This window comes from Niveispirillum sp. SYP-B3756 (genome assembly GCF_009495745.1).
Lineage (GTDB): Bacteria > Pseudomonadota > Alphaproteobacteria > Azospirillales > Azospirillaceae > Niveispirillum.
The window spans coordinates 33,413-53,945 of sequence record NZ_WIDQ01000007.1 but is presented as its reverse complement, the minus strand read 5'-3'; the positions used below and the strand labels follow the sequence as shown (position 1 = coordinate 53,945).

The window sequence follows — 20,533 nt, the reverse complement described above, 5'->3', positions numbered from 1 at the left end:
GAGTGGCCGTGATCAGGACCGCAGGTTCAGATCACGGCCAGTTGGGTTCAATGCACGGCGAAGGTGCGTTTGGAGGCGCGGCGCACCTCCGCTTCGAACAGTTTCGGGAACAGGCGGTAGAGCAGGGCCGCCACGGCGGGCAGCAGCACCACCGCCCCGATCATGTTGGCCAGGAAGATGAAGGTCAGCAACACGCCCATATCGGCCTGGAACTTCAGGTCGGAGAAGGTCCAGGTGGCCGTGCCCACCGCCAGCGTCAGACCAGTGAACAGCACCGAACTGCCGGTTTCCTGTAAGGTGCGGTAATAGGCATCGGCAAAGCTCAGGCCATGCTTCAGATAGCTTTGCAGCCGGTTGAAGATATAAAGGCCGTAATCCACGCCGATCCCCACGCCCAGCGCCGCCGCCGGCAGGGTGGAAATCTTCAGCCCGATGCCCAGCCAGGTCATCATGGCATTGCACAGGATCGACACCACGATCAACGGCAGCACCGTCGCCAGCGAGCCCACCAGCGACCGGAAGGTGATGACGCAGAACAGCACCACCGTGGCGTAAACCAGCAGCAGCATCGGCTTTTCCGCCGACATCACCGCCTCATTCGTCGCAGCCATCACGCCGACATTGCCGGTGGCCAGCTTGAACTGCACGCTGTCGGACGGGTTGGCCTTGTTATAGGCCACCACCGCATCAACAATGCCCTGGATGGTGGCCGCCTTGTGATCCTTGGTGAACACCATCACCGGCATGACAGAACAGTTGGAGTTCAGCAGCCCGGTGGACGTTTCAATCGGCGTCACCGTGCGCACCAGCACCTGACTGTTGCGGGGCAACACCCGCCAGTTCAGATTGCCTTCATTCCAGCCGGCATTCACCGTCTTCATGGCCGTGGCCATGGACATGGTGGATTGCACACCCGGCACATTGGTCATAGCCCAGGTGAAATCATCCACCTGCTTGATGACATTATAGTCGATACAGCCATCCGCCTTGGTCTCGGCAATGATCTGGATGATGTCCACACCGATGGCGAAGCGGTCGACAATCAGCTGGGCATCGCGGTTATAGCGACTGTCGGGCCAGAGTTCCGGCACACCGGCCTCCGTATCGCCGATGATCATGTTTTCCTGCGCCCGCCAAGACACACCCAGCACCACCAGCCCGATCACCACCATGACAATGGCGCCCTTGGGCCGGGCGAACACGGAAAACCAACCCCACACCTTGTCGAACCGGCCCACCTGACCAGAGACGCGGGCGCGGTACTTGTCGCCCAGCGGCAGGAAGGACAGCACCACCGGCAAGACCCAGAGATGGGTGATGATGATGATCAACATGCCCACAGAGGCGGAAATCGCCAGTTCCTGGATCATGCGGATCTGGATGATGGCGATGGTGACAAAGGCCAGCGCATCGGTCACCAGCGCCGAAGCACCGGGGATCAGCAACCGTTCAAAGCTGATGCGGGCCGCCGTGGCGGCATCCGCCCCCTTGCCGATTTCCTGCGTGATGGTGCCGACATTCTGCACGCCGTGCGAAATGGCAATGGCAAACACCAGGAACGGCACCAGAATGGACAGCGGATCAATGCCATAGCCCAGGATCACCAGCAGGCCGAACTGCCAGATTACCGTGCAGAGCGAAATGCCCAGCATGGCAAAGGTCATCATCCAGCTTTTGCCATAACCATAGACCAGCACGGCCGTGATGACGAAGGCGATGGCGAAGAACATCACCACGCTTTTCGCCCCATCGGCAATATCGCCCATCGCCTTGGCGAAACCGATGATATGGACCTGGATATTCGCATCCTCATACTTGGTGCGAATATCCTCCAACTGCTTGGCCACCGCCATGTAATCCAGCTTCTCACCGGTGCGCGGGTCAGTTTCCACCAGTTGCACGCTGACCAAGGCGGCGGTGAAATCTTCTGCCACCAGTCGCCCGACCTGGCCGGATTTCAGCACATTCTCGCGGACAATCGGCAGCCATTCGGCATTGGGCTGGAACTCCGCCGGGATGACATTGCCGCCGGCAAAGCCATCCTCCACAATCTCGATAAAGCGGACATTGGGGGTGAACAGGCTGGTGACGCTGGCCCGGTCCACACCGGGCACGAAGAACACGGCATCCGTCACCTGTTTCAGCCGGGTCATGAATTCCGGCGTATAGATATCGCCTTCCTTCACCGACAGGGCCACCAGCACGCGGTTGGCGCCACCGAACTCCTTCATATGCTTGGAAAAAGTCTGCATGTAGGGATGTTCAAGCGGCAGTGTCTTCTCAAACCCCGCATCGACACGCAGCTTCGCCCCCTGCCAGCCCATGAACAGGGTCAGCAGGGCGAAGATCACCAGCACCAGCCCGCGATGGCGGAAGGTCCAATATTCAAGCCGGGAGGCGAAGGAGGGCGACTGCGACATGGGTGCGGGCCTTCATACGGAATATCGGTTCGGGCGGCCCGGCAAGGGGGCCGCGCGCAGGATCAGGGGGCGGCCGGCAACGGCCCCGCCTCCCCGAGAAGAACGACGCGGCCATCAGCGGCCTGGACGATATCGGCGAGCGCCACACGGTCGGCGCGTTTTGTGGTGGCGAAGCTGCGGCCGCCATCGCGGCTGGTCAGCACCGCGCCTTGCGCCCCCACCAGCATGATGCTGCCATCGGCCAGCAGCGCCCCGCCCATCAGGCCGGCCGTGGTGCCGCTCTCCACCTTCACCCAGCTGGCGCCGGCATCATCCGTGCGAAAGATATTGCCCTGCAGCCCATAGATCAGGAAGTTTTGCGGCCCCAGGGCCAGGGCATCGAAGAAGGAACCATCATAGGGGCTTTCCAGCCGGTTCCAGTTAGCCCCGGCATCCGCCGAAAAGAACAGCGTCCCCGCCTCCCCCACCAGCAGCCTTGTTTCCGGCGTCGGTGCCAGGATGGCGTTGAAATGGAAATCATCCTCACTGATCTTGCGAGGGGTCCAGCTTTTACCGCCATCGGCGGTTTCCAGGTAAAGTCCATAGGCACCGACGGCGATACCATGCTGGGCATCGGTGAACAGCACATCCAGCAGCGGCTGTTCCAGCGCCGGGTCTGCCTGCTGTAAGGTCCAGCTTTCCCCGCCATCGTCGGTGTGCAGGATCACCGCGTCATGGCCCACGGCCCAGCCCTGCTTGGCATCAATGAAGCTGACCCCGGTCAGAGCGGCATTCACCGGCACCGGCACCTGCCGCCAGTTCACACCTTGATCATCGGACAGCAGGATGTGGCCACGCTCCCCCACCGCGACCAGCCTTTCACCGGCGCGGGTGGCCCCCAGCATCAAAGAATGCACGGCGAGCGGAGCGATGACAGCCGGCTTCAACCCGGTCGGCAGGGTTTCCGCCGCGACAGCCGGCCCGGCAAGGGGAAACAGCAGCAGCGCGGCAAGGGCGACGGAGGAGGGGAACCTCATGATTTCCTGTTCGGCAGCAGCAAGAACGGTCGGGTGAGGTCGGGGGTGCCAAGAGCGGAAGTGTAAACGGTTCCGATTGATATCGAACCAATATAATTTCCAGACACCAGTGACACCAAAGCCGGCCGGGGGTTTGGCCCCCGGCCGGCCTTCGTCACGGGGTGGCCCTTAACGGACGCCGGCGCGGCGCAGACTGTCGGGCGAGAAATCAGCGTCGCTGTACTTCACGTCGAACTTGTAGGGGGCTTCCTGATTATCCAAGCCGATCGCGGTGTAACGGCCGGACTGAAGGTCATAGAGCGCATCCAGCGTGGACCAGTAGGCCGGCACCGAATAATAGTTGATGCCGTGGCTTTCCGCCACACGCCACATCTGGCCACGCGCATCCAGATGATCGGCCACCACGATCTGCCAGCTATCTTCATCAATGTAGAAGCGGCGCTTGGCATAGATATGGCTGGTGCCGGCCTTCAGTGTGGCTTCCACCACCCAGACGCGGTGCAGTTCGTAGCGTGCCAGATCCTGGTTGATATGGTTCGGCTTGACGATATCGTCGTACTTCACACTCTTGGAATGCAGCTTGTAGGCATTGTACGGCACATACATTTCCTTGCGGCCGATCAGCTTCCAGTCATAACGGTCGGGCGCGCCGGAGAAGATGTCGAAATTGTCGGTGGTGCGCAGACCATCCGACGCGGTGCCGGGATTGTCATAGGCGACATTGGGGGCGCGGCGCACACGGCGCTGACCGGGATTGTAGGTCCAGGCCGACCGCGGCTCCTTCACCTGATTGATGGTTTCATGCACCAGCAGGATTTCGCCGGCCAGACGGGCCGGGCTGGTGACTTCCTGCAGGAAGTAGAGTGAATTGTTGGTCGTGGTGCCGCCGGGGGCGGAGTAGAGATATTTCACCTGCTCATGCAGCATGATCAGGGTATAGGAACCGTCGGTCTGCGGGTTCACCTGCCCGACCATGCGTTCCGTCCCCTCCCCGCGATAGCGCAGCAGGTGGTTCCACACCGCCTCCACACCTTCCTTCGGGATGGGGAAGGGCACGCCTTCCTTGGCACCTTCCACACCATTGCCGCCATCCACCAGCTTGGCGCGCTTGGCGTTGGCAATGGTTTCATCATAGATGCGCTTGGGATAAGAGGCGCTGCGATGCGTCGGATAGACGTTCATCTTGTAGGAGGGATACTGCTTCAGCAGGGCCTTCAGCCCTTCCGGCAGCTTATCCTCATACTGTGCCATGTTGGCGGCCGTGATGGTGAACTTCACCTTGTCATCGGCATAGGGATCAATCTCAATCGTGCCGGGGGTCCAGCCGGCCGGCGGTTTGGTGATGCCGCCGGTCCATTCCGGGATGGAGCCATCGGCGTTGGCCGCCTTGATGGCCCCCATCGGCGTCAGGGTCTTGCCCAGATCATCGGCGGACTGCGCCAGCGCCGGCATCGCCAGCGCCACAGCCATCACACCACCCAGAAGAGCTGTCTTGATAGAGAACATGCGTTTCCTCCTCGATCGCTTTTATCGCTGTCAGACGTCAGAACGAATATTTCACGCTGAAGGACACGAAATCACGATCGTTGATCAGGTTATAGGCCCCCGCCCCGAAGAAGTTGGAATAGCTGAGATCCAGGGTGATCTGTTCGCGCACCACAGCGCGCAGACCCAGGCTGACCGCCTTGCGATCTTCCACGAAATTGCCCAGCGGCGACGGGGTGGTGCCATTCACATCATGCTGCCAGGAGATGCTGGGGAACAGGTTCACGCCGGGGAACGCGTTCAGGTAATCGAAACGCGCAGCGATGCGATAGCCCCAGGAGAAGGGATCGGCAAAGCCGGTGGTCGCCAGATCGGCCATGCCGCCACGGCCCAGGAAGGCGGGGTTGCCGCCAACGAAGGTGCCCGGTCCCTCATAGCGCAGCACGCTCTTGGACGGCATGTCCTTGATCCAGGTGCCACCCACTTCACCGACCAGCACCCACTGGTCGGCACCAAAGGCCCGCTCGAACGCCTTGGTGGCGGTCATCTGGGCCTGGACGACATCATGTTCCTTCCAGCCCTGAAGACGACGGCCGAACCAGTTGGCAAGCAGATCCTGGCTGATGGCATTGGCATTGCTGCCTTTGATGCCGCCCAGATCCTTCACCACCTGGTTGGTGTTGAACAGACCCGCCCCCTGCAGGGCGGCGTTGTTGGCACCAGCCGTCTGGAAGGCGGCACGCGTGCCGCCCGGCGAGCCGGCAGCGGCGGCGATGCCGGAGCTGATGGCGCCCGCCACCGCCGGGCTGATCGCCTGGATCTGCTCAAATGTGCGGCCCGTAAACGGCGCCAGCGCCGGGTTGGAGGCAATCGCCCGCGCCACCGCGCCATCGAAGGAGGTGCTGCCTGCCGCCTGCCCCTGGCTGATCAGGCCGATGATGGTGGGGGCGGCCAGGGTGGCCTGCAACAGTTCCACATCATCCAGCGCCAGCGGCTGGTCCTTGCGCAGGCTCACCTCGCCCTGGAAGGAAATGCCGAACAGGTTGGTGTTGAAGCTGCCGCCAAACAGCTTGATATCCTCGGGATATTCGGCGCGGTAGCCGCTGAACTCGGTAAAGCGGCTGGTATTACTGACGAACTGGGTATAGGGCGAGACAAAGCCGCTCAGCACCGGCAGGCGGCTGTGATAATTGATGAAATAGGCACCGAATTCCGTGTTGTTCAGCCCTTCGGCAAAGACACGCGCCGCCAGACCATATTGGCCGCTGTCGCTGGGCCTGTCATCATCCAGGCGCGGTACCACGGTGCCGAACGGGGTCAGCGACTGCACGCCGCGGAAGCCGTTCAGTTTGGGATCGGGGTAAAGATTGGTCGGGAAGACATTGCCGCCAGCCACCGCCCCCTGGGTCGGGCTGTCCTTGAACAGGTAATTGCCGAAGCCGATGAACAGATGATCGCCACCCGGTGAGGCGTAATCATTGGTGGAGAAGAAGGAACCGGCGGCTTCCGGCTCCGTCTTGTCCCACTTGAACTGGTAGAAGGCTTCCAGCGAGAAATTCTCATTAAAGGAGAAGTTCACGTCGGCGATCGGCACCGGCAGGAAGCCTTCCTTCAACTCCGTCCCCGGCACGCGCAGGGCCGAGACATTGATCGGGTTGATGGTGTTGATACCGTTCTGGATGAAGGTGCTTTCACCCCAGCTCAGCACCTGGTTGCCCAGGCGGATATCCAGATTGCTGCTTTCCCCTACGGCGAAATTGCCATAGACGAAGGCATCCAGCAGGTCAAAGTCGCGGCCCACCCGCTCCTGCGCCTGGGAGGAGAGATCAAAACGGCCGGTGCGTCCGAAACTGCTGCCCGACTTCTTGGCGTTCACCACGTCATAGAAATAGGTGCCGCGCACAAAGGCACCCAGATTGCCGTAATTCAGCTTCAATTCATGGGTGACACGGCCGGCCAGTGACACCAGCCCCTTGCCGTAATTCAGATTGCCATTATCGCCGTTAATGGAATGGGCGCGCCCGCCATTGGCCACACCGATCAGATCAGGATCCCGATCCTGGACACGGAACAAAGCACCCAGGGTCAAGGTGGTGTCGAAACTGCCACTGAGATCGCCCCGGTTGAACGAGACCGCACCAGCGCTCCCCACCATCAGCAGGGGGGCCAGAATGGCCGCTGCGCTGGCACCGGCCAGCATCCGCCGGTCAAGACGTGCCTTGGGCATGGATTTCCGTGCCATGATACCTCCTCCCACATATTTTTTCCCCGCCGCTCTGGGCAGGCGCGCCGACACTTCCGGTCGACTGGGGATTTCAGATTCGACTGTTATGGGTGGTATGTGGTGGCGTCAAGGCTTCTATGCAGCCTTTCGGCAAGCCCGATGCGTTTGATCCAAGCTTTGGCAAAAAGGACACAAATTTTCAGCCATTTCCAAGGGTTTGCGCAACGATTGAGCAACGAATTCGAACAATCGTTTATTTTGCAATGGCGAAGAAAACGCGCACAAACCTACGCAGCCGCAGCATTGCTGCGCTGCAAATCATTGTGACGTCTCCGTCAAGATTTTACCTATAGGGAAACCTGCGCACCCGCCGATTCGCGCGAATCGGGAGGGGGCGGAAGTGTCCGGCTCAGCCGGCGGGTGCCGGCTCCACCGCAGTACGCAGGAAGCGGCTTTCCAGGTCGCCCGGTGGCAACGGGCGGGAGAAGAAATAGCCCTGCATCTCGTCGCAATGGTGGCGGCGCAGGAAATCCAGCTGTTCTTCGGTCTCAATCCCCTCCGCCACCACTTTCAGGCCCAGCTGGCGGCCCATGGCGATGATGGTGGCGGCGATGGCGCCGGTATCGGCATTGGTCGGCGCCTCATTCACGAAGGAGCGGTCCACCTTCAGCGTGGTGATGGGCAGACGCCGCAGATAGGAGAGCGAGGAATAGCCGGTGCCGAAATCATCAATGGCAATGCGGATGCCGCGGTCGCGCACCTCCGTCAGCGTATCGGCAATATAGGCGAGATTGGACATCATCGCCGTCTCGGTAATCTCAATCTCCAGCAATGCCGGTGGCACGCCATATTCCTGGCAGAGCGCCATCACCCGTTCACCGAACTGCGGCGTGGCGATCTGGCGAACGGAGACATTGACCGCCACCGGGATGGGCGCGAAACCCCGGCTCTGCCAGTCCCGGATCTGCGCCAGGGCGGCGCGCATCACCCAATCGCCGATGGGCACGATCAGGCCGGTTTCCTCCGCGACGGGGATGAACTTGCCGGGCGGGATCATGCCGATTTCCGGGTGCTGCCAGCGCAACAGGGCTTCCACACCCACGGGCTGCATGGTCACCATATCGATCTTGGGCTGGTAATGCAGGAAGAACTGGCCCTGATCCAACGCCTCGCGCAGGGAATGTTCCAGCGACAGGCGGGCCACCGCCGCCTCGTTCATTTCCGGCGTGAAGAAGCGATAGCCATTGCCGCCGGCCGCCTTGGAGGTGTGCATTGCCGTATCGGCATCGCGCATCAGGGCATGGAAATCCTGCCCATCACCGGGGAACAGGCTGATGCCGATGGAGGTGGTGATGAAAAGCTGCTGGCCATCGATGCCGAAGGGGCGAGACAGGCTGACCAGGATGGTTTCCGCCACGCGCGCCGCCATCTGCGGATCGGACAGATCCTCCGCCACCACCAGGAATTCATCGGCGCCCAGGCGTCCCACCGTGTCGGTGGCGCGCACGCAGGCCCCCAGCCGCTGGGCCAGGGCACGCAACAGCTTGTCGCCCGCCTGATGGCCCAGACTGTCATTGACCAGCTTGAACCGGTCAATATCCAGCAGCAGAACGGCCACCGTCGTGCCTTTGCGCCCGCCATGGGCCAGCGCGTGCTGCAACCGGTCCTGCACCAGGGTGCGGTTGGGCAGGCCGGTCAGCGGGTCATGGGTGCTGACATACATCAGCTGTTCTTCGAACCGCTTACGGTCGCTCACATCAGTCATCGTACCGGTGAAGCGCAGCGGCTTGCCGACCTCGTCACGGATGGCCTGGCCGCGCGCCTCGATCCAGACCCAGCTGCCATCCCGGTGGCGCAACCGGTACATGGACAGGTAATCGCCGACCTCGCCGCTCAGATAGCGGTCAATATGGGCCTGGGCATTTTCCTTGTCATCAGGATGCAGCAGCCCATCGAACAGCTTGTTGGCATAAAGCGCGTCCACCGCATCATAGCCCAGCATCTCGATGAATTCCGGGCTCCACCAGAAGCTGCCCTTGGCATAATTATTATCGAACACGCCTGACCGTGTGGCGCGCACGGCCAGTTTCAGCCGCTCCTCGCTCTCCCGCAGGGCCTGTTCGGCGCGTTTACGCTGGGTAATGTCCTGCACCACGCAGATGGCGGTGCGGCGGTCCCCCAGGCGCATCTGGCTGACGCCGAACGCCATGGCGAACACTTCACCGCCCTTGCGGCGGCCCTGGATTTCGGCGCGGTTGTCGGGCCGCTGTTCCTCGTCCCCGCGCCGCAGACAGGCCACCAGGGCCACCGCCACCCGCGTCCAGTCCCGTTCCTCAATCAGAGTGACGAAGGGCTGGCCCAGCGCCTCCTTCTGGGCATAGTCGAACAGGGCCTGGGCGGCGGCATTCATCGTCTCGATCCGCAGATCCTCGTCCAGCGTGATGATGCCGTCAGCCACATTGTCCATGATGCCGGACAGGCGGGCTTCACGCTCCTTCAGCGCCTGAACGGCACGGACGCGCTCCACGAGGGACTGATCGAACTGGGTCAACAGCTCATTCGTCGTCTTGGCCAGCAGGCCCAGCTCATCATCATCATGCCGCGCCGGCACCGTCAGCAGCCGGCCAGCGGGGCGCGCCGGATCGATGGCGGCGATGGCCGACGACATGCGCAGGAAGGGTTTGGTGATGGTGGAATAGAACATCACCACCAGAATCAGCGCCAGCGTCACCGTCCAGATGATGCCGGTGCCCAGCACCACGCCGGAGCGGCGGAAAAATTCCTGCGCGATCAGCAGCCGGTCGATGCTGACGCGCATTTCACCGACATTCCGATTATGGCGTTCAATGACCAGCGGGATGGAGAAGGTCTTCTCCATCGGCAACAGCATCTCCGCCAGCCATTTCAGATTGCCTTCCGCCTGCGGGCGTTCCATGGCGGCCAGCTGGTTGCCGAAATCCTCATAAATCACGGCGCGATAGACGGGGCGATATTCGAACAGGCCGGTCACCACCCGGTCGGCCAGCGCCTGATCAAAGGAATAGGCTGCCTCCGCCGCCGGTTCACGCAGGGTGGACAGCACCTGTTGCACCAGCTGGTCGGATTGCTTTTCCATATCCAGCAGGTCGATACCGATCTGCACCGTGCTCAACACCATGCCCAGCACCAGGGTCAGCAGGGCGGTGTTGCGCGCCTGCTTGTAGGAAAGACGCTTGCGCAACGGTATCCTGGCGGATGCCGTCAAAGCGCTGCCAGCCGCATCCAGCGGCACACGGACGTCAGGTTTGGCAGGCGGTACAGTCGCGGTCATCCAGAACCTTGCATACGTCGCTACATAGCCCGACACCAGCGATCCCGGCGGATCGGCGGCACTCTCGCCATGCGGTAGCCCCATCACGCGAAAGCCGGTCAGGCCCACACGTTTTCGCATGGACGATAATCTGCCTTTGTCGACATAGGTATTACAATCTCTTTGAAAGCCCTGTCGCACCATTTGCGACAGGAAAACGTTAACAATGCTCCTGAAGATGCCATATCAGAGGGGAAGAGCGGCAATGGCGCCAAGGATCGGCAAGGAGTGATCGCCCGTGGCGGACTGGCTGACAAGGATTGAAGAGGGGAGCGCCCGGGTGGTGGATGGGGCGGCGCAGGTGGCGGCCCGGCTGGCCGGTGGTACGCTGCGCCTGGGCGTGACTGGTCTGCGCCGGGCCGGCAAGACGGTCTTCATCACCTCAACCTTGAATAACCTGCTGCTGGCCGGGCGGCTGCCCTTTCTGGATGTGCTGGCCCAGGGCCGCTATATCGGCGCCCAGCTGCGGCCGCAGCCTGATGGTGCCATACCCCGCTTTGATTATGAAAACCATCTGGCCGCCTTGACCGGCCCCGCCCCTGCCTGGCCCCAGGCCACCCGTGCCGTCTCCGAAATCCGCATCGCCCTGCGCTATCGGCCGGGCGGGCTGGTGCGCCGCCGGCTGGGCGGGGTGGCAACGCTGAACCTGGACATTATCGATTATCCGGGGGAATGGCTGCTGGACCTGCCGATGCTGCGGCAGGAATTCGGCGACTGGTCGGCCCAGACGCTGGAACTGGCCAGCACCCGGCCCCGGCACGATCTGGCCCGCCCCTGGCTGGAGGCGCTGGATACGATCGACCCGGCCATGGCTGCCGACGAAGCAACCGCCCGCCGGCTCGCCAGCCTTTACACCCAGTTCCTACGGCAATGCCGGGCCAGCCGCGTCGGCCTGTCGCTGCTGCAGCCGGGCCGCTTTCTGGAGCCGGGGGAGATGGAAGGTGCCCCCATCCTGACCTTCTGCCCCCTGCCCCCGGCCCCGGACGGGCGCTGGCGCAGCGGCTCCCTGGGGGCGCTGATGCAGGACCGGTTCGAGGGCTATAAGGACAAGGTGATCCGCCGCTTCTTCCGCGACCATTTCGCCCGCATCGACCGGCAGATCGTGCTGGTGGATCTGCTGTCGGCCATCAATGCCGGGGAACCGGGGATGGAGGATCTGCGCCGGTCGCTGTCGGCCACGCTGGAAAGCTTCCGCCATGGCACGGGTGGCTGGCTGGACTGGTTGGGCGGAGCCCGGGTGGATCGGGTGCTGTTCGCCGCCACCAAGGCCGACCATGTGGCCGCCCCGCAGCACGCGACCCTGACGGGGCTGCTGGAAACGCTGATGGCCGACCGGCTGCGCCATATCCGCTTCGAAGGGGCGGCCGTGAAATCACTCTCCCTGGCCGCCGTCAAATGCACCGACAATGTGCTGACCGAGCATGAGGGGCGGCAGCTGGCCTGCATCCAGGGCATCCCGCTGGGCCGGACGGAACCGTTGGTGCTGTTCCCCGGCGAACTGCCGGACAGCCATCTGGGCCTTGGGGATGCGGTGGCGGACCCGTTCCGTTTCACCGATTTCCAGCCACCGCCCGGCCTGGGCCGCGATGGTCGCGGCCTGCCCAATATCCGCTTGGATCAAGCCCTGGAATTCCTGATCGGGGATCGGCTGGCATGAACAGAACCGAAGATAAGACCCCACCCGCCTGGGTACCGCCGATGGAATTTGACCCATCCAGCGCCCGCCCCCTGCCGGCGGAACTGGAGCCCGATGCCCCGGCATCCCTGGCCGGTGACATCCTGCCCCCGCCCCGCCGGGGCAAGGGGGCGGCCCGGCTGCTGCTGCTGTCGCTGGCGGCCTTGTTGCTGGCAGCGTTGGGGTTCGACACAGCCGACCTGATCAGCCGGGCGTTCAACTGGTCCCCCTGGGCGGGGAGTGCGCTGGCCGGGCTGCTGGGGCTGGCCATGGCCAGCCTGGGCTGGCTGACCGGGCGGGAGGCGCTGGCCTGGCGGCGGCTGCGCCGGGTGGATGATCTGCGCCAGCGCGCCGCCGCCCTGCTGGCCGGCGGGGCAACAGGCAAGGAAGCTACCTCTCTGCGTGATGCGGTGGCCGGTCTCTATGCCAGCCGGCGCGATCTGGCCCCCGCCCGCCAGGCGCTGGCCACTGCCGTCAGCGATGCGCATGACGGGCGGGAGATTCTGGCCCTGACCGAGCGTATCCTGCTGGCCCCGCTGGACAGTGCCGCCTATCGGCTGGTGCTGGCGGCGTCGCGTGATGTGGCGGTCGGCACGGCGCTCAGCCCGGCCGCCCTGCTGGATGTCGCCCTGGTTTTGTGGCGTAACATGAAGCTGGTGCGGGAAATCGCCGCGCTTTACGCCGCCCGGCCCGGCCTGTTCGGGTCCGCCCGGCTGGTGCGGCGCATGGCGGAAAATGTCGGTGTGGCGGGGATGGTGGAAGGCGGCGACGGGCTGCTGGTGGATGCACTGGGCGGCACGGTGGCAGCCGCCATCTCCGCCCGGCTTGGCCAAGGGATGGTCAACGGCCTGCTGACAGCGCGCATCGGGCTGGCGGCCATGCATCTATGCCGTCCCCTGCCCTTTGCCGCCGACCGGCAGCCGGGCCTGAACGACATCCGCAAGGAATTGCTGCGGTTGCCACAAAAGATACTATGATCCCGGTGGTGGGTTTCGGAGGAAAGTGAATGCGTATCCTGTTCCTGGGGGCCGGCGGGGTCGGCGGTTATTTTGGCGGGCGGCTGATGGAGGCCGGGGCCAATGTCAGTTTTCTGGTCCGCCCGCGCCGGCAGGCCCAGCTGATGGAAAACCTGCTGCGGGTGGAAAGCCCGCACGGCAATATCCGCCTGCCGGCCCAGACAATCACCAAGGCGCGCAAGCCCTATGATCTGGTGGTTCTGGCCTGCAAGGCGTTTGATCTGGACGGTGCGATGGAAACCATCCAGCCCGCCATCGGGCCGGAAACGCTGATCCTGCCGCTGCTGAACGGCTTGAACCATATTGACCGGCTGGACGCCGCCTTTGGTGCGGAACGGGTGATGGGCGGGCTCTGCCATATCCCCATCACCATGGACCCGGATGGCACCATCCGCCATCTCTCCGGCATTCACCGGCTGATCTTCGGTGCCCGCTCCGCTAACCAGCAGCCCATGGTGGACAGGCTGGCGGCTTCCTTCGCCGGCACCTCTGTGGAATGGAGCCAGAGCGACAGCATCATGCTGGATATGTGGGAAAAATTCTTCTTCCTGGCCACGCTGGCCGCCTCCACCTGCCTGATGCGCGGCAGTGTGGGCGATGTGAACAGCCTGCCCGGCGGCACCAGCTTCATGAATGCCATGCTGGATGAAGCCACCGCCGTGGCCACCGCATCCGGCTATGCCCCACGCGGAGCGGTGCTGGAGCGGTACAGGGGCGAAGTGACGGATGCGGCCAGCACGATCAACGCCTCCATGGCGCGCGACGTCGCGCGCGGCAACCGGACGGAAGCCGAACATATTGTCGGCGATATCGTGCGCCGGGGCGAAGAATGGGGCATTGCCAGCCCGCTGCTCGGCCTGGGGCTGCTGCATCTGCGGGTTTATGAAAGGCAGCTGGCGGCAAAGGCCGCGCGGTCGGCGACGTAAATAAGGACAGGGGCCAGGAAAGCGCTTTCCTGGCCCCAAATCAGCATCACAGGTGACACCAAGGCGACCTGTGATTATCACGTCAGCTATTTCTGAGGAAAAGGTGGCTGGGGGACTAGGATTCGAACCTAGACTGGCGGAGTCAGAGTCCGCTGTCCTACCGTTAGACGATCCCCCATCCGCGGGGCTGCATAACACAGCACCGGATGTAACATCTTCCGTCGCAGGAAGATGGCTGGGGGACTAGGATTCGAACCTAGACTGGCGGAGTCAGAGTCCGCTGTCCTACCGTTAGACGATCCCCCATCCGACCAACGAACCACCATAAATGGCCGTCGTCAGGGTGGGCGGGCTTATAGCACCTGCTGGCAAACCTGGGAAGCCCCTTCGCATCACAGGAACGCATAACAACGATGTTGGCCATGCATCTGTTATATGTACATATACCATCGGTGAGGATGCGGCGGATTTGTTGCAATGGCGGTTTGCGGCCGTTGCGTCATCGGTTACGATGAACGGCATTTAAATCGGCCGCGATGGGCGTGCGGGACGGTCGCATCGACCGGACGTTGAGAACAAGGACCAGGGTGGCAAGCGTGGAGGCGGGTTTAGCGAGCATGTCTGTCCAACAGACACCGGCGTCGGGAACGGGGGTTGGATCCCCCGCTTCGACGACGACGGCCGCCGCTCATGCCCATCGTGAGGATACGGCCCTCCCCTTTGATGCCGGGCTGGAAAGCCGGCCCCCGGTTCTGGCCGCCCTGGACCTGGGCACCAATAATTGCCGTCTGCTGATCGCCCGCCCGGCGCGGGACGGATTTCGTGTCATCGATGCCTTTTCCCGCATCGTGCGGCTGGGCGAGGGGCTGACCCGCAGCGACCGGCTGTGCGATGATGCCATGGCCCGCACGGTACAGGCGCTGAAGGTCTGCCGGTCCAAGATGGAACGGCGTGGCGTCAGCTTGGTACGCGCCGTGGGCACGGAGGCCTGCCGCCGCGCCGATAATTGTGAGGAGTTCCTGGGCCAGGTGGCCTCGGAAACCGGCCTGCGGATTGAGATCATCAGCCCGAAGGAAGAGGCGCGGCTGGCGCTGGCCGGCTGCGCCCCGCTGCTGGACAGCACCCTGCCCCATGCGTTGGTCTTTGATATTGGCGGCGGCTCCACTGAATTGCTGTGGATCAGGCTGTCACGCGGCCGGCCATTGGTGCTGGACCAGATTTCCGTGCCGCTGGGCGTGGTGAACCTGACGGAGACCTATGGCGGGGACCGGGTGTGCCCGCATGATTACCGCCGCATGATGGACCGGGTGGGTACAGCGCTGAGCGATTTTGACAGCCGCAACAATATCACCGCCGCCGTGGCCACCCACCGGGTACAGATGCTGGGGGCCTCTGGCACGGTAACGACGCTGGCCGGCATCCAGATGGGGTTGGCCCGTTATGACCGGTCGCGTGTGGACGGTGCCTGGCTGGACCGGGACAAGGCGCGCAGCATTTCCGAAACCCTGCTGGGGCTGGATTATCTGGGCCGCTCCAGCCAGCCCTGCGTCGGCCGCGACCGGGCCGATCTGGTGGTGGCCGGCTGTGCCATCCTGGATGCGATCTGGCGGCAATGGCCGGTGCCGCAGCTGCGCATTGCTGATCGCGGTGTGCGCGAAGGTATCCTGTTTGAACTGGCCGCCCACGCCCGACGCCACCGCTGATCCCGCCATATGGGCTGGCCATATGGGCTGGCCATATGGGCTGGCCATATGGGCTGGGTTGCGAAGCGCCCCCTTGCCTGCCGGCGCGATCCGGCCGATATGGAACGCTTGCTTTTCGACCGTCCGTTCCCAGGTGTGCGCTGTCATGACCAAGTCCTCCGGCAATATCCCCACCGGCCGCAATCAGGCCGTGCGCGTGAAAACGGCCAAGCGGCGCAGCGTCTCTTCCGCCCGCTGGCTGGAACGGCAGTTGAACGACCCCTATGTGGTGGAAGCCAAGAAGCGTGGCTTTCGCAGCCGCGCCGCCTTCAAGCTGTTGCAGCTGGATGAGAAGTTCGGCCTGCTGAAGCGTGGCCAGCGCATTGTCGATCTGGGGGCCGCCCCCGGCGGCTGGACCCAGGTGGCGGTGGAGAAATCCAAGTCCGACAAGGGCGGCAGCGGTCAGGTGGTGGGCCTTGACCTGCTGGAGATGGAGCCGGTGCCCGGCGCCACCACCTTCCAGATGGATTTCACCAGCCATGAAGCGCCGCTGCGCCTGAAGGCACTGCTGCAGGGGCCGGCCGATGTGGTGATGTCGGACATGGCCGCCAACACCACCGGCCACACCCAGACCGACCATCTGCGCATCATGGGCCTGGCCGAAATGGCCTATCAGTTCGCCACCGAGGTGCTGGCACCGGGCGGGCATTTCGTCTGCAAACTGTTCCAGGGCGGGGCGGAGCGGGAATTGCTGGCCCAGATGAAAAAGGATTTCACCACCGTCCGCCACGCCAAGCCAGCCGCCAGCCGCCAGGACAGCAGCGAGACCTATATTGTCGCCATGGGCTTCCGGGGTGGGGAGGCTGCAGCGAAGGAAGAGGGCGGGAACTAACCCCGCCGTGTTCTTAAGGATAGATTTACCCCGATTCGGCGGCCGAAAGGTTGCGGAGCCCGCAGGGGGTGCTACGTTTACGGCATCCAACCATGATGCGGAGCGGGCATTCCTGCGACAGCAGGTGCTTTCCCCCGCCAGCGGACCCCTGCCGATGCCGATGCACCTGAGTGGCGTCAGCCAACCCCAGCTTTCCAGCGACCAATTGATCCAGGCGCGTGTCGTCATTGTGGATGACATGCAACTATCGGTCGATCTTCTGATGGCCATCCTGCGCAAGGCCGGGTTGACGCGGCTTCGCGCCAGCACAGACCCGCTGGAAGGGCTGGCCATGTGCTCCAGCGATCCGCCCGATCTGGTATTGCTGGATTATTGTATGCCGGGGCTGGACGGGCCCGGCTTCATCGAAAAAATGCGGGACCGGTTGGGGGCAGAGACGCCACCCGTGCTGATCATCACGGCAGAAAATAACGAGGCGTTTCGCCGCCGGGCACTGGAAACCGGCGCCATCGACTTCCTGCCCAAACCCTATACCAGCTGGGAACTGCTGGTACGGGCGCGCAACCTGCTGATCATGCATCTGCTTTATCGCAGCCAGCGTGATCAGGCCCGCGCCCTGGAAGCCATGGTGCAGGAACGCACGGCGGAGCTGGAGCGCACGCGGGCGGAAATCATCCACCGGCTGTGCAGCGCCGGGGAATTCCGGGACGAGGATACCGGCCATCATGTCGCCCGCATCGGGCGGATGGCCGGCGTGCTGGCCCGGCTGGCCGACCTGCCCCCCCGGCAAGTGGAGATCATCGCTGCCGCAGCACCGCTGCATGATATTGGCAAGCTGGGTATCCCCGACCGGGTGCTGTTGAAGCCGGGCCGGCTGGATAGTGATGAATGGACGGTCATGCGCACTCATTGCCGGATCGGTGCCCATATCCTGCAGGGCAGCGGTATGGAATTGCTGGATCTCGCTTCCGAGATCGCCCTGACCCATCATGAAAAATGGGATGGCAGCGGCTATCCGCAGGGGCTGGCGGGGGAGGATATCCCCATTGCCGGACGGATCGTCGCCATCTGCGATGTGTTCGATGCCCTGCTCTCCCGCCGCCCCTATAAGGAACCCTGGACAGTGGAAAGGGCGCTGGACTTTGTCGAACGGTCCGCCGGCAGTCATCTGGACCCGGCCCTGGCCCATCTCTTCGTCACCCAGGCAGCAGAAATACTGGCAATCAGGGAACACGCCTGACGCCCGGACCCGGAGAGCGAACACGGAAATTCAGGAATCTGGGAAGCCCAGGGCCGGCTCCATCCGTTCGAACGTCTCATCCATCGCATAGGGGCCCAGCATTGGCAGGCCCACATGGCCGTACAGCACGGAAAGCTGCCCCTCTGCGGCTTCCTCCCCCTGCCCGGCCACGGCCGCCAGATAGAGGGCCGAGGCCAGCCCCGTCCGGTCGGAGCCCGCCTGACAATGGATCAGCACCGGCTTGGGCACCGCCCGCAACAGGGCGATCAATTGCGCGGCGCGGGCATCATCCAGCGGGCGTTTCGCCGACATGGCGAAATCGACATGCTGAATGCCCAGAAGCTGCGCTGCCGTCCGTTCCGCCTCATACCAGTCCCGGCCGGGATTGGCCCCCCGCAGGTTGACGATGCTGCGAATGCCATAGGAAGCGGCATAGGCGGTGATCTGCGCCGGGGAGGGCTGGGCGGAACGGTAAAGCTCCTGGGGAATGACGGTGTGAAAATTGCCCGTCACCTGCAGCCCGCCCAGATAGAACCCCAGGCCCAGCAGCGACGCCACACCCAGCAGGCCCAACCGCGCCGGCCAGCCCCGCCGCCGCCAGAGCACCCGATGGCAAGCCTGTGCCCAGCGCATGATGCCGCCTCCGCCCCTGATGGGAACCGGGGCCACAATGGCCCTCTGCCCATAGAGATGACGTCACCCCGGCCCCCGCACCAGACCTATCCAAAAGGATAGGGTAGATGAAAAATGATCATCAGGTCTGATCCTCCGACCCGTCCCCGTGCTGGCGGGAAAAGCGGATGGAGGCCACCTCGTCAAACATCTGGGTTTCGCGGTAACGCCGGGCCTGCTTGGCGGCCAGATCGCGCTGTTCCTGCACCTGCTCGAACTTCTTCAGTTCGCGGAAGGCGTCGGCCACCATCTCCTCGGCCTTGGCGATTTCCTGGCGCATCATCGCCTGTGCGTGCTGGAACTGTTCGCGCCGCTGCTTGGCATGGGTCAGGAAGGCGGGCAGCGCGCGGGCCAGGTTCAGGTCGGTGGCGGCCACCGCCCTTTCCTGTTCCACCTGCACCTCAAAGGCGGCGATATCGGCCAGCAGCCGTTCTTCTGCCCGCTGCAATTCACCCAGATGACGGCGGCGTTCGTCGACGGAGCGCTGGTTCAGCCGGATGATCGGCTTCAGATCCTTCATCCGGCACCGCCCAGGATGGCTTCAAGCTCGGCATAGCCCTGGTCCAGGGTGCTTTGTTCCCCTTTGCTCTGGCGCAGGAAGGCTTCCAGGGCGGGGTTGAAATGGATCGCCTCATCCACCTGCGGATCGCTGCCTTTGCGATAGGCGCCCAGGCGGATCATCTCTTCCATGTCGGAATAGACCGACATCAACCGGCGGGCGCGGCCAACCAGGGCATTCTGCTCGGGCGTGTTGCAGCCCGGCATGGTGCGGCTGACCGAGCGCAGGATATTGATGGCCGGATAACGCCCACGCTCACCAATGCGGCGTTCCATGACGATATGGCCGTCCAGAATACCGCGCACCGCGTCGGCAATGGGTTCTTCCATGTCACCGCCTTCCACCAGCACGGTGAACAGGCCGCTGATCGTGCCATCGCCCGTGCCGGGGCCGGCTCGTTCCAGCAGGCGGGGCAGCTCGGCGAAGACGGTGGGCGGATAGCCTTTGGTGGTCGGCGGTTCCCCCGCCGACAGGCCGATTTCACGCTGGGCCATGGCGAAGCGGGTCACACTGTCCATCAGGCAGAGCACATCCTGGCCCAGATCGCGGAAATATTCCGAGACGGCGAAGGTCATATAAGCCGCCTGCCGGCGCATCAGCGGCGGCTCGTCACTGGTGGCGACGATGACGACGGAGCGGGCCAGCCCCACCTCCCCCAGATCATGTTCCAGGAATTCCTGCACCTCGCGCCCGCGTTCACCGATCAGGCCGATGACGCTGATATTGGCCTCGGTATATTTGGCCAGCATCGACATCAGCACCGATTTGCCAACACCGGAGCCGGCGAAGATACCCATACGCTGACCCCGGCAGCAGGACAGGAAGGTGTTGATGGCCTTCACGCCCAGATCCATCTTGCCGCCGACACGGCGGCGCGCATGGGCGGGCGGCGGACTGGCCTTGATCATCACCGGCACATCGCCCTGCGGCAGCGGCCCCTTGCCGTCAATCGGCTGGCCCAGGGCATTGATCACCCGGCCCAGCCAGGCCGGCGTCGGATAGATCGCCGCCTGACCTTCCGCCACCTCTGCCCTGCAACCCAGGCCAATATCATCCAGCGTGCCATAGGGCATCAGCAGGGCGCGGCCATTGCGGAATCCCACCACCTCGCACGGCACGGCCCGCCCGCCCCGGCTGAACACGCGGCAGCGCCCGCCGATGGACAGCCGCCGTTCCACGCCCCCCACCTCCACCATCATGCCCAGCACGGAGGTGACGCGCCCGAACATGCGGTAGGGCGGCAGGGCATTGATCTCCTGCAGCATCTGGTCGGCATCGATCATCACGGGACGAATACCCTTTCATGCGGGGGAAGCAGGCAGAGGATACACCACATACTAATGCACCGGCATGGTTAAGGTCAGATTGCCGCCCGGC

Annotated in this window: 14 protein-coding genes and 2 tRNA genes; 6 read left to right on the top strand and 10 right to left on the bottom strand. The window is 63.6% G+C overall.

Annotated elements, in window-relative coordinates; genetic code table 11:
* Nucleotides 1-47: 47 nt before the first annotated feature.
* The 5 genes from GE253_RS15305 to GE253_RS15285 form a co-directional block, all read right to left on the bottom strand.
* A complete protein-coding gene (locus GE253_RS15305; protein WP_153205034.1) occupies nt 48-2,420 on the bottom strand; it encodes an MMPL family transporter in 2,373 nt (790 codons plus the stop codon).
* A 62-nt stretch (nt 2,421-2,482) separates the two neighbouring features.
* The gene (locus tag GE253_RS15300) at nt 2,483-3,436 is read right to left on the bottom strand and encodes a YCF48-related protein (protein ID WP_153205033.1); all 954 of its coding nucleotides are present in this window, start codon (nt 3,434-3,436) and stop codon (nt 2,483-2,485) included.
* A gap of 168 nt (nt 3,437-3,604) precedes the next feature.
* The gene (locus GE253_RS15295; RefSeq protein ID WP_153205032.1) at nt 3,605-4,942 is read right to left on the bottom strand and encodes a DUF1329 domain-containing protein; all 1,338 of its coding nucleotides are present in this window, start codon (nt 4,940-4,942) and stop codon (nt 3,605-3,607) included.
* A 37-nt stretch (nt 4,943-4,979) separates the two neighbouring features.
* On the bottom strand, nt 4,980-7,163 hold the full coding sequence (locus tag GE253_RS15290) for a DUF1302 domain-containing protein (RefSeq protein WP_153205031.1): 2,184 nt from the start codon (nt 7,161-7,163) through the stop codon (nt 4,980-4,982).
* Between the two features lie 391 nt (nt 7,164-7,554).
* Nucleotides 7,555-10,575: an EAL domain-containing protein gene (locus GE253_RS15285; protein ID WP_247878682.1), complete on the bottom strand. Its 3,021-nt coding sequence runs from the start codon at nt 10,573-10,575 to the stop codon at nt 7,555-7,557.
* A gap of 157 nt (nt 10,576-10,732) precedes the next feature.
* Between GE253_RS15285 and GE253_RS15280 the strand changes: the two genes are divergently transcribed.
* From GE253_RS15280 to GE253_RS15270, 3 genes are read left to right on the top strand one after another with little or no spacing between them, the layout of a single operon-like run.
* Entirely contained in the window at nt 10,733-12,151 is a 1,419-nt protein-coding gene (locus GE253_RS15280; protein ID WP_348770866.1) for a YcjX family protein, read from the top strand.
* Nucleotides 12,148-13,146 carry a TIGR01620 family protein gene (locus GE253_RS15275; protein ID WP_153205030.1) on the top strand — a complete coding sequence of 333 codons (999 nt, stop codon included), beginning with the start codon at nt 12,148-12,150 and terminating at the stop codon, nt 13,144-13,146. Before GE253_RS15280 ends, GE253_RS15275 begins: the two co-directional genes overlap by 4 nt.
* A 29-nt stretch (nt 13,147-13,175) precedes the next feature.
* Nucleotides 13,176-14,111, top strand: coding sequence for a ketopantoate reductase family protein (locus GE253_RS15270; protein ID WP_153205029.1), 936 nt, complete (start codon nt 13,176-13,178; stop codon nt 14,109-14,111).
* Nucleotides 14,112-14,215: 104 nt separating this feature from the next.
* Here the strand turns inward: GE253_RS15270 and GE253_RS15265 are convergent.
* Both GE253_RS15265 and GE253_RS15260 read right to left on the bottom strand, forming a co-directional pair.
* Nucleotides 14,216-14,289, bottom strand: a tRNA-Gln gene (locus GE253_RS15265).
* Between the two features lie 54 nt (nt 14,290-14,343).
* Nucleotides 14,344-14,417: transfer RNA gene (locus tag GE253_RS15260), tRNA-Gln, on the bottom strand.
* Nucleotides 14,418-14,728: 311 nt separating this feature from the next.
* Here GE253_RS15260 and GE253_RS15255 point away from each other — a divergent pair.
* The 3 genes from GE253_RS15255 to GE253_RS15245 all read left to right on the top strand — a co-directional run bounded on the left by GE253_RS15255 (nt 14,729) and on the right by GE253_RS15245 (nt 17,925).
* The gene (locus GE253_RS15255; RefSeq protein WP_153205028.1) at nt 14,729-15,814 is read left to right on the top strand and encodes a Ppx/GppA phosphatase family protein; all 1,086 of its coding nucleotides are present in this window, start codon (nt 14,729-14,731) and stop codon (nt 15,812-15,814) included.
* 145 nt (nt 15,815-15,959) lie between these two features.
* The gene (locus GE253_RS15250) at nt 15,960-16,685 is read left to right on the top strand and encodes an RlmE family RNA methyltransferase (protein ID WP_153205027.1); all 726 of its coding nucleotides are present in this window, start codon (nt 15,960-15,962) and stop codon (nt 16,683-16,685) included.
* 154 nt (nt 16,686-16,839) lie between these two features.
* Complete coding sequence (locus GE253_RS15245; RefSeq protein ID WP_153205026.1) at nt 16,840-17,925, top strand: HD domain-containing phosphohydrolase; 1,086 nt, start codon at nt 16,840-16,842, stop codon at nt 17,923-17,925.
* Between the two features lie 30 nt (nt 17,926-17,955).
* Here GE253_RS15245 and GE253_RS15240 read toward each other — a convergent pair whose 3' ends face one another.
* The 3 genes from GE253_RS15240 to fliI all read right to left on the bottom strand — a co-directional run bounded on the left by GE253_RS15240 (nt 17,956) and on the right by fliI (nt 20,439).
* On the bottom strand, nt 17,956-18,558 hold the full coding sequence (locus tag GE253_RS15240) for a dual specificity protein phosphatase family protein (RefSeq protein WP_153205025.1): 603 nt from the start codon (nt 18,556-18,558) through the stop codon (nt 17,956-17,958).
* Between the two features lie 121 nt (nt 18,559-18,679).
* The gene (locus GE253_RS15235; protein WP_153205024.1) at nt 18,680-19,117 is read right to left on the bottom strand and encodes a flagellar FliJ family protein; all 438 of its coding nucleotides are present in this window, start codon (nt 19,115-19,117) and stop codon (nt 18,680-18,682) included.
* A complete protein-coding gene (fliI, locus tag GE253_RS15230) occupies nt 19,114-20,439 on the bottom strand; it encodes a flagellar protein export ATPase FliI (RefSeq protein ID WP_153205211.1) in 1,326 nt (441 codons plus the stop codon). The genes GE253_RS15235 and fliI overlap by 4 nt, the downstream gene beginning before the upstream one ends.
* Nucleotides 20,440-20,533 lie beyond the last annotated feature (94 nt).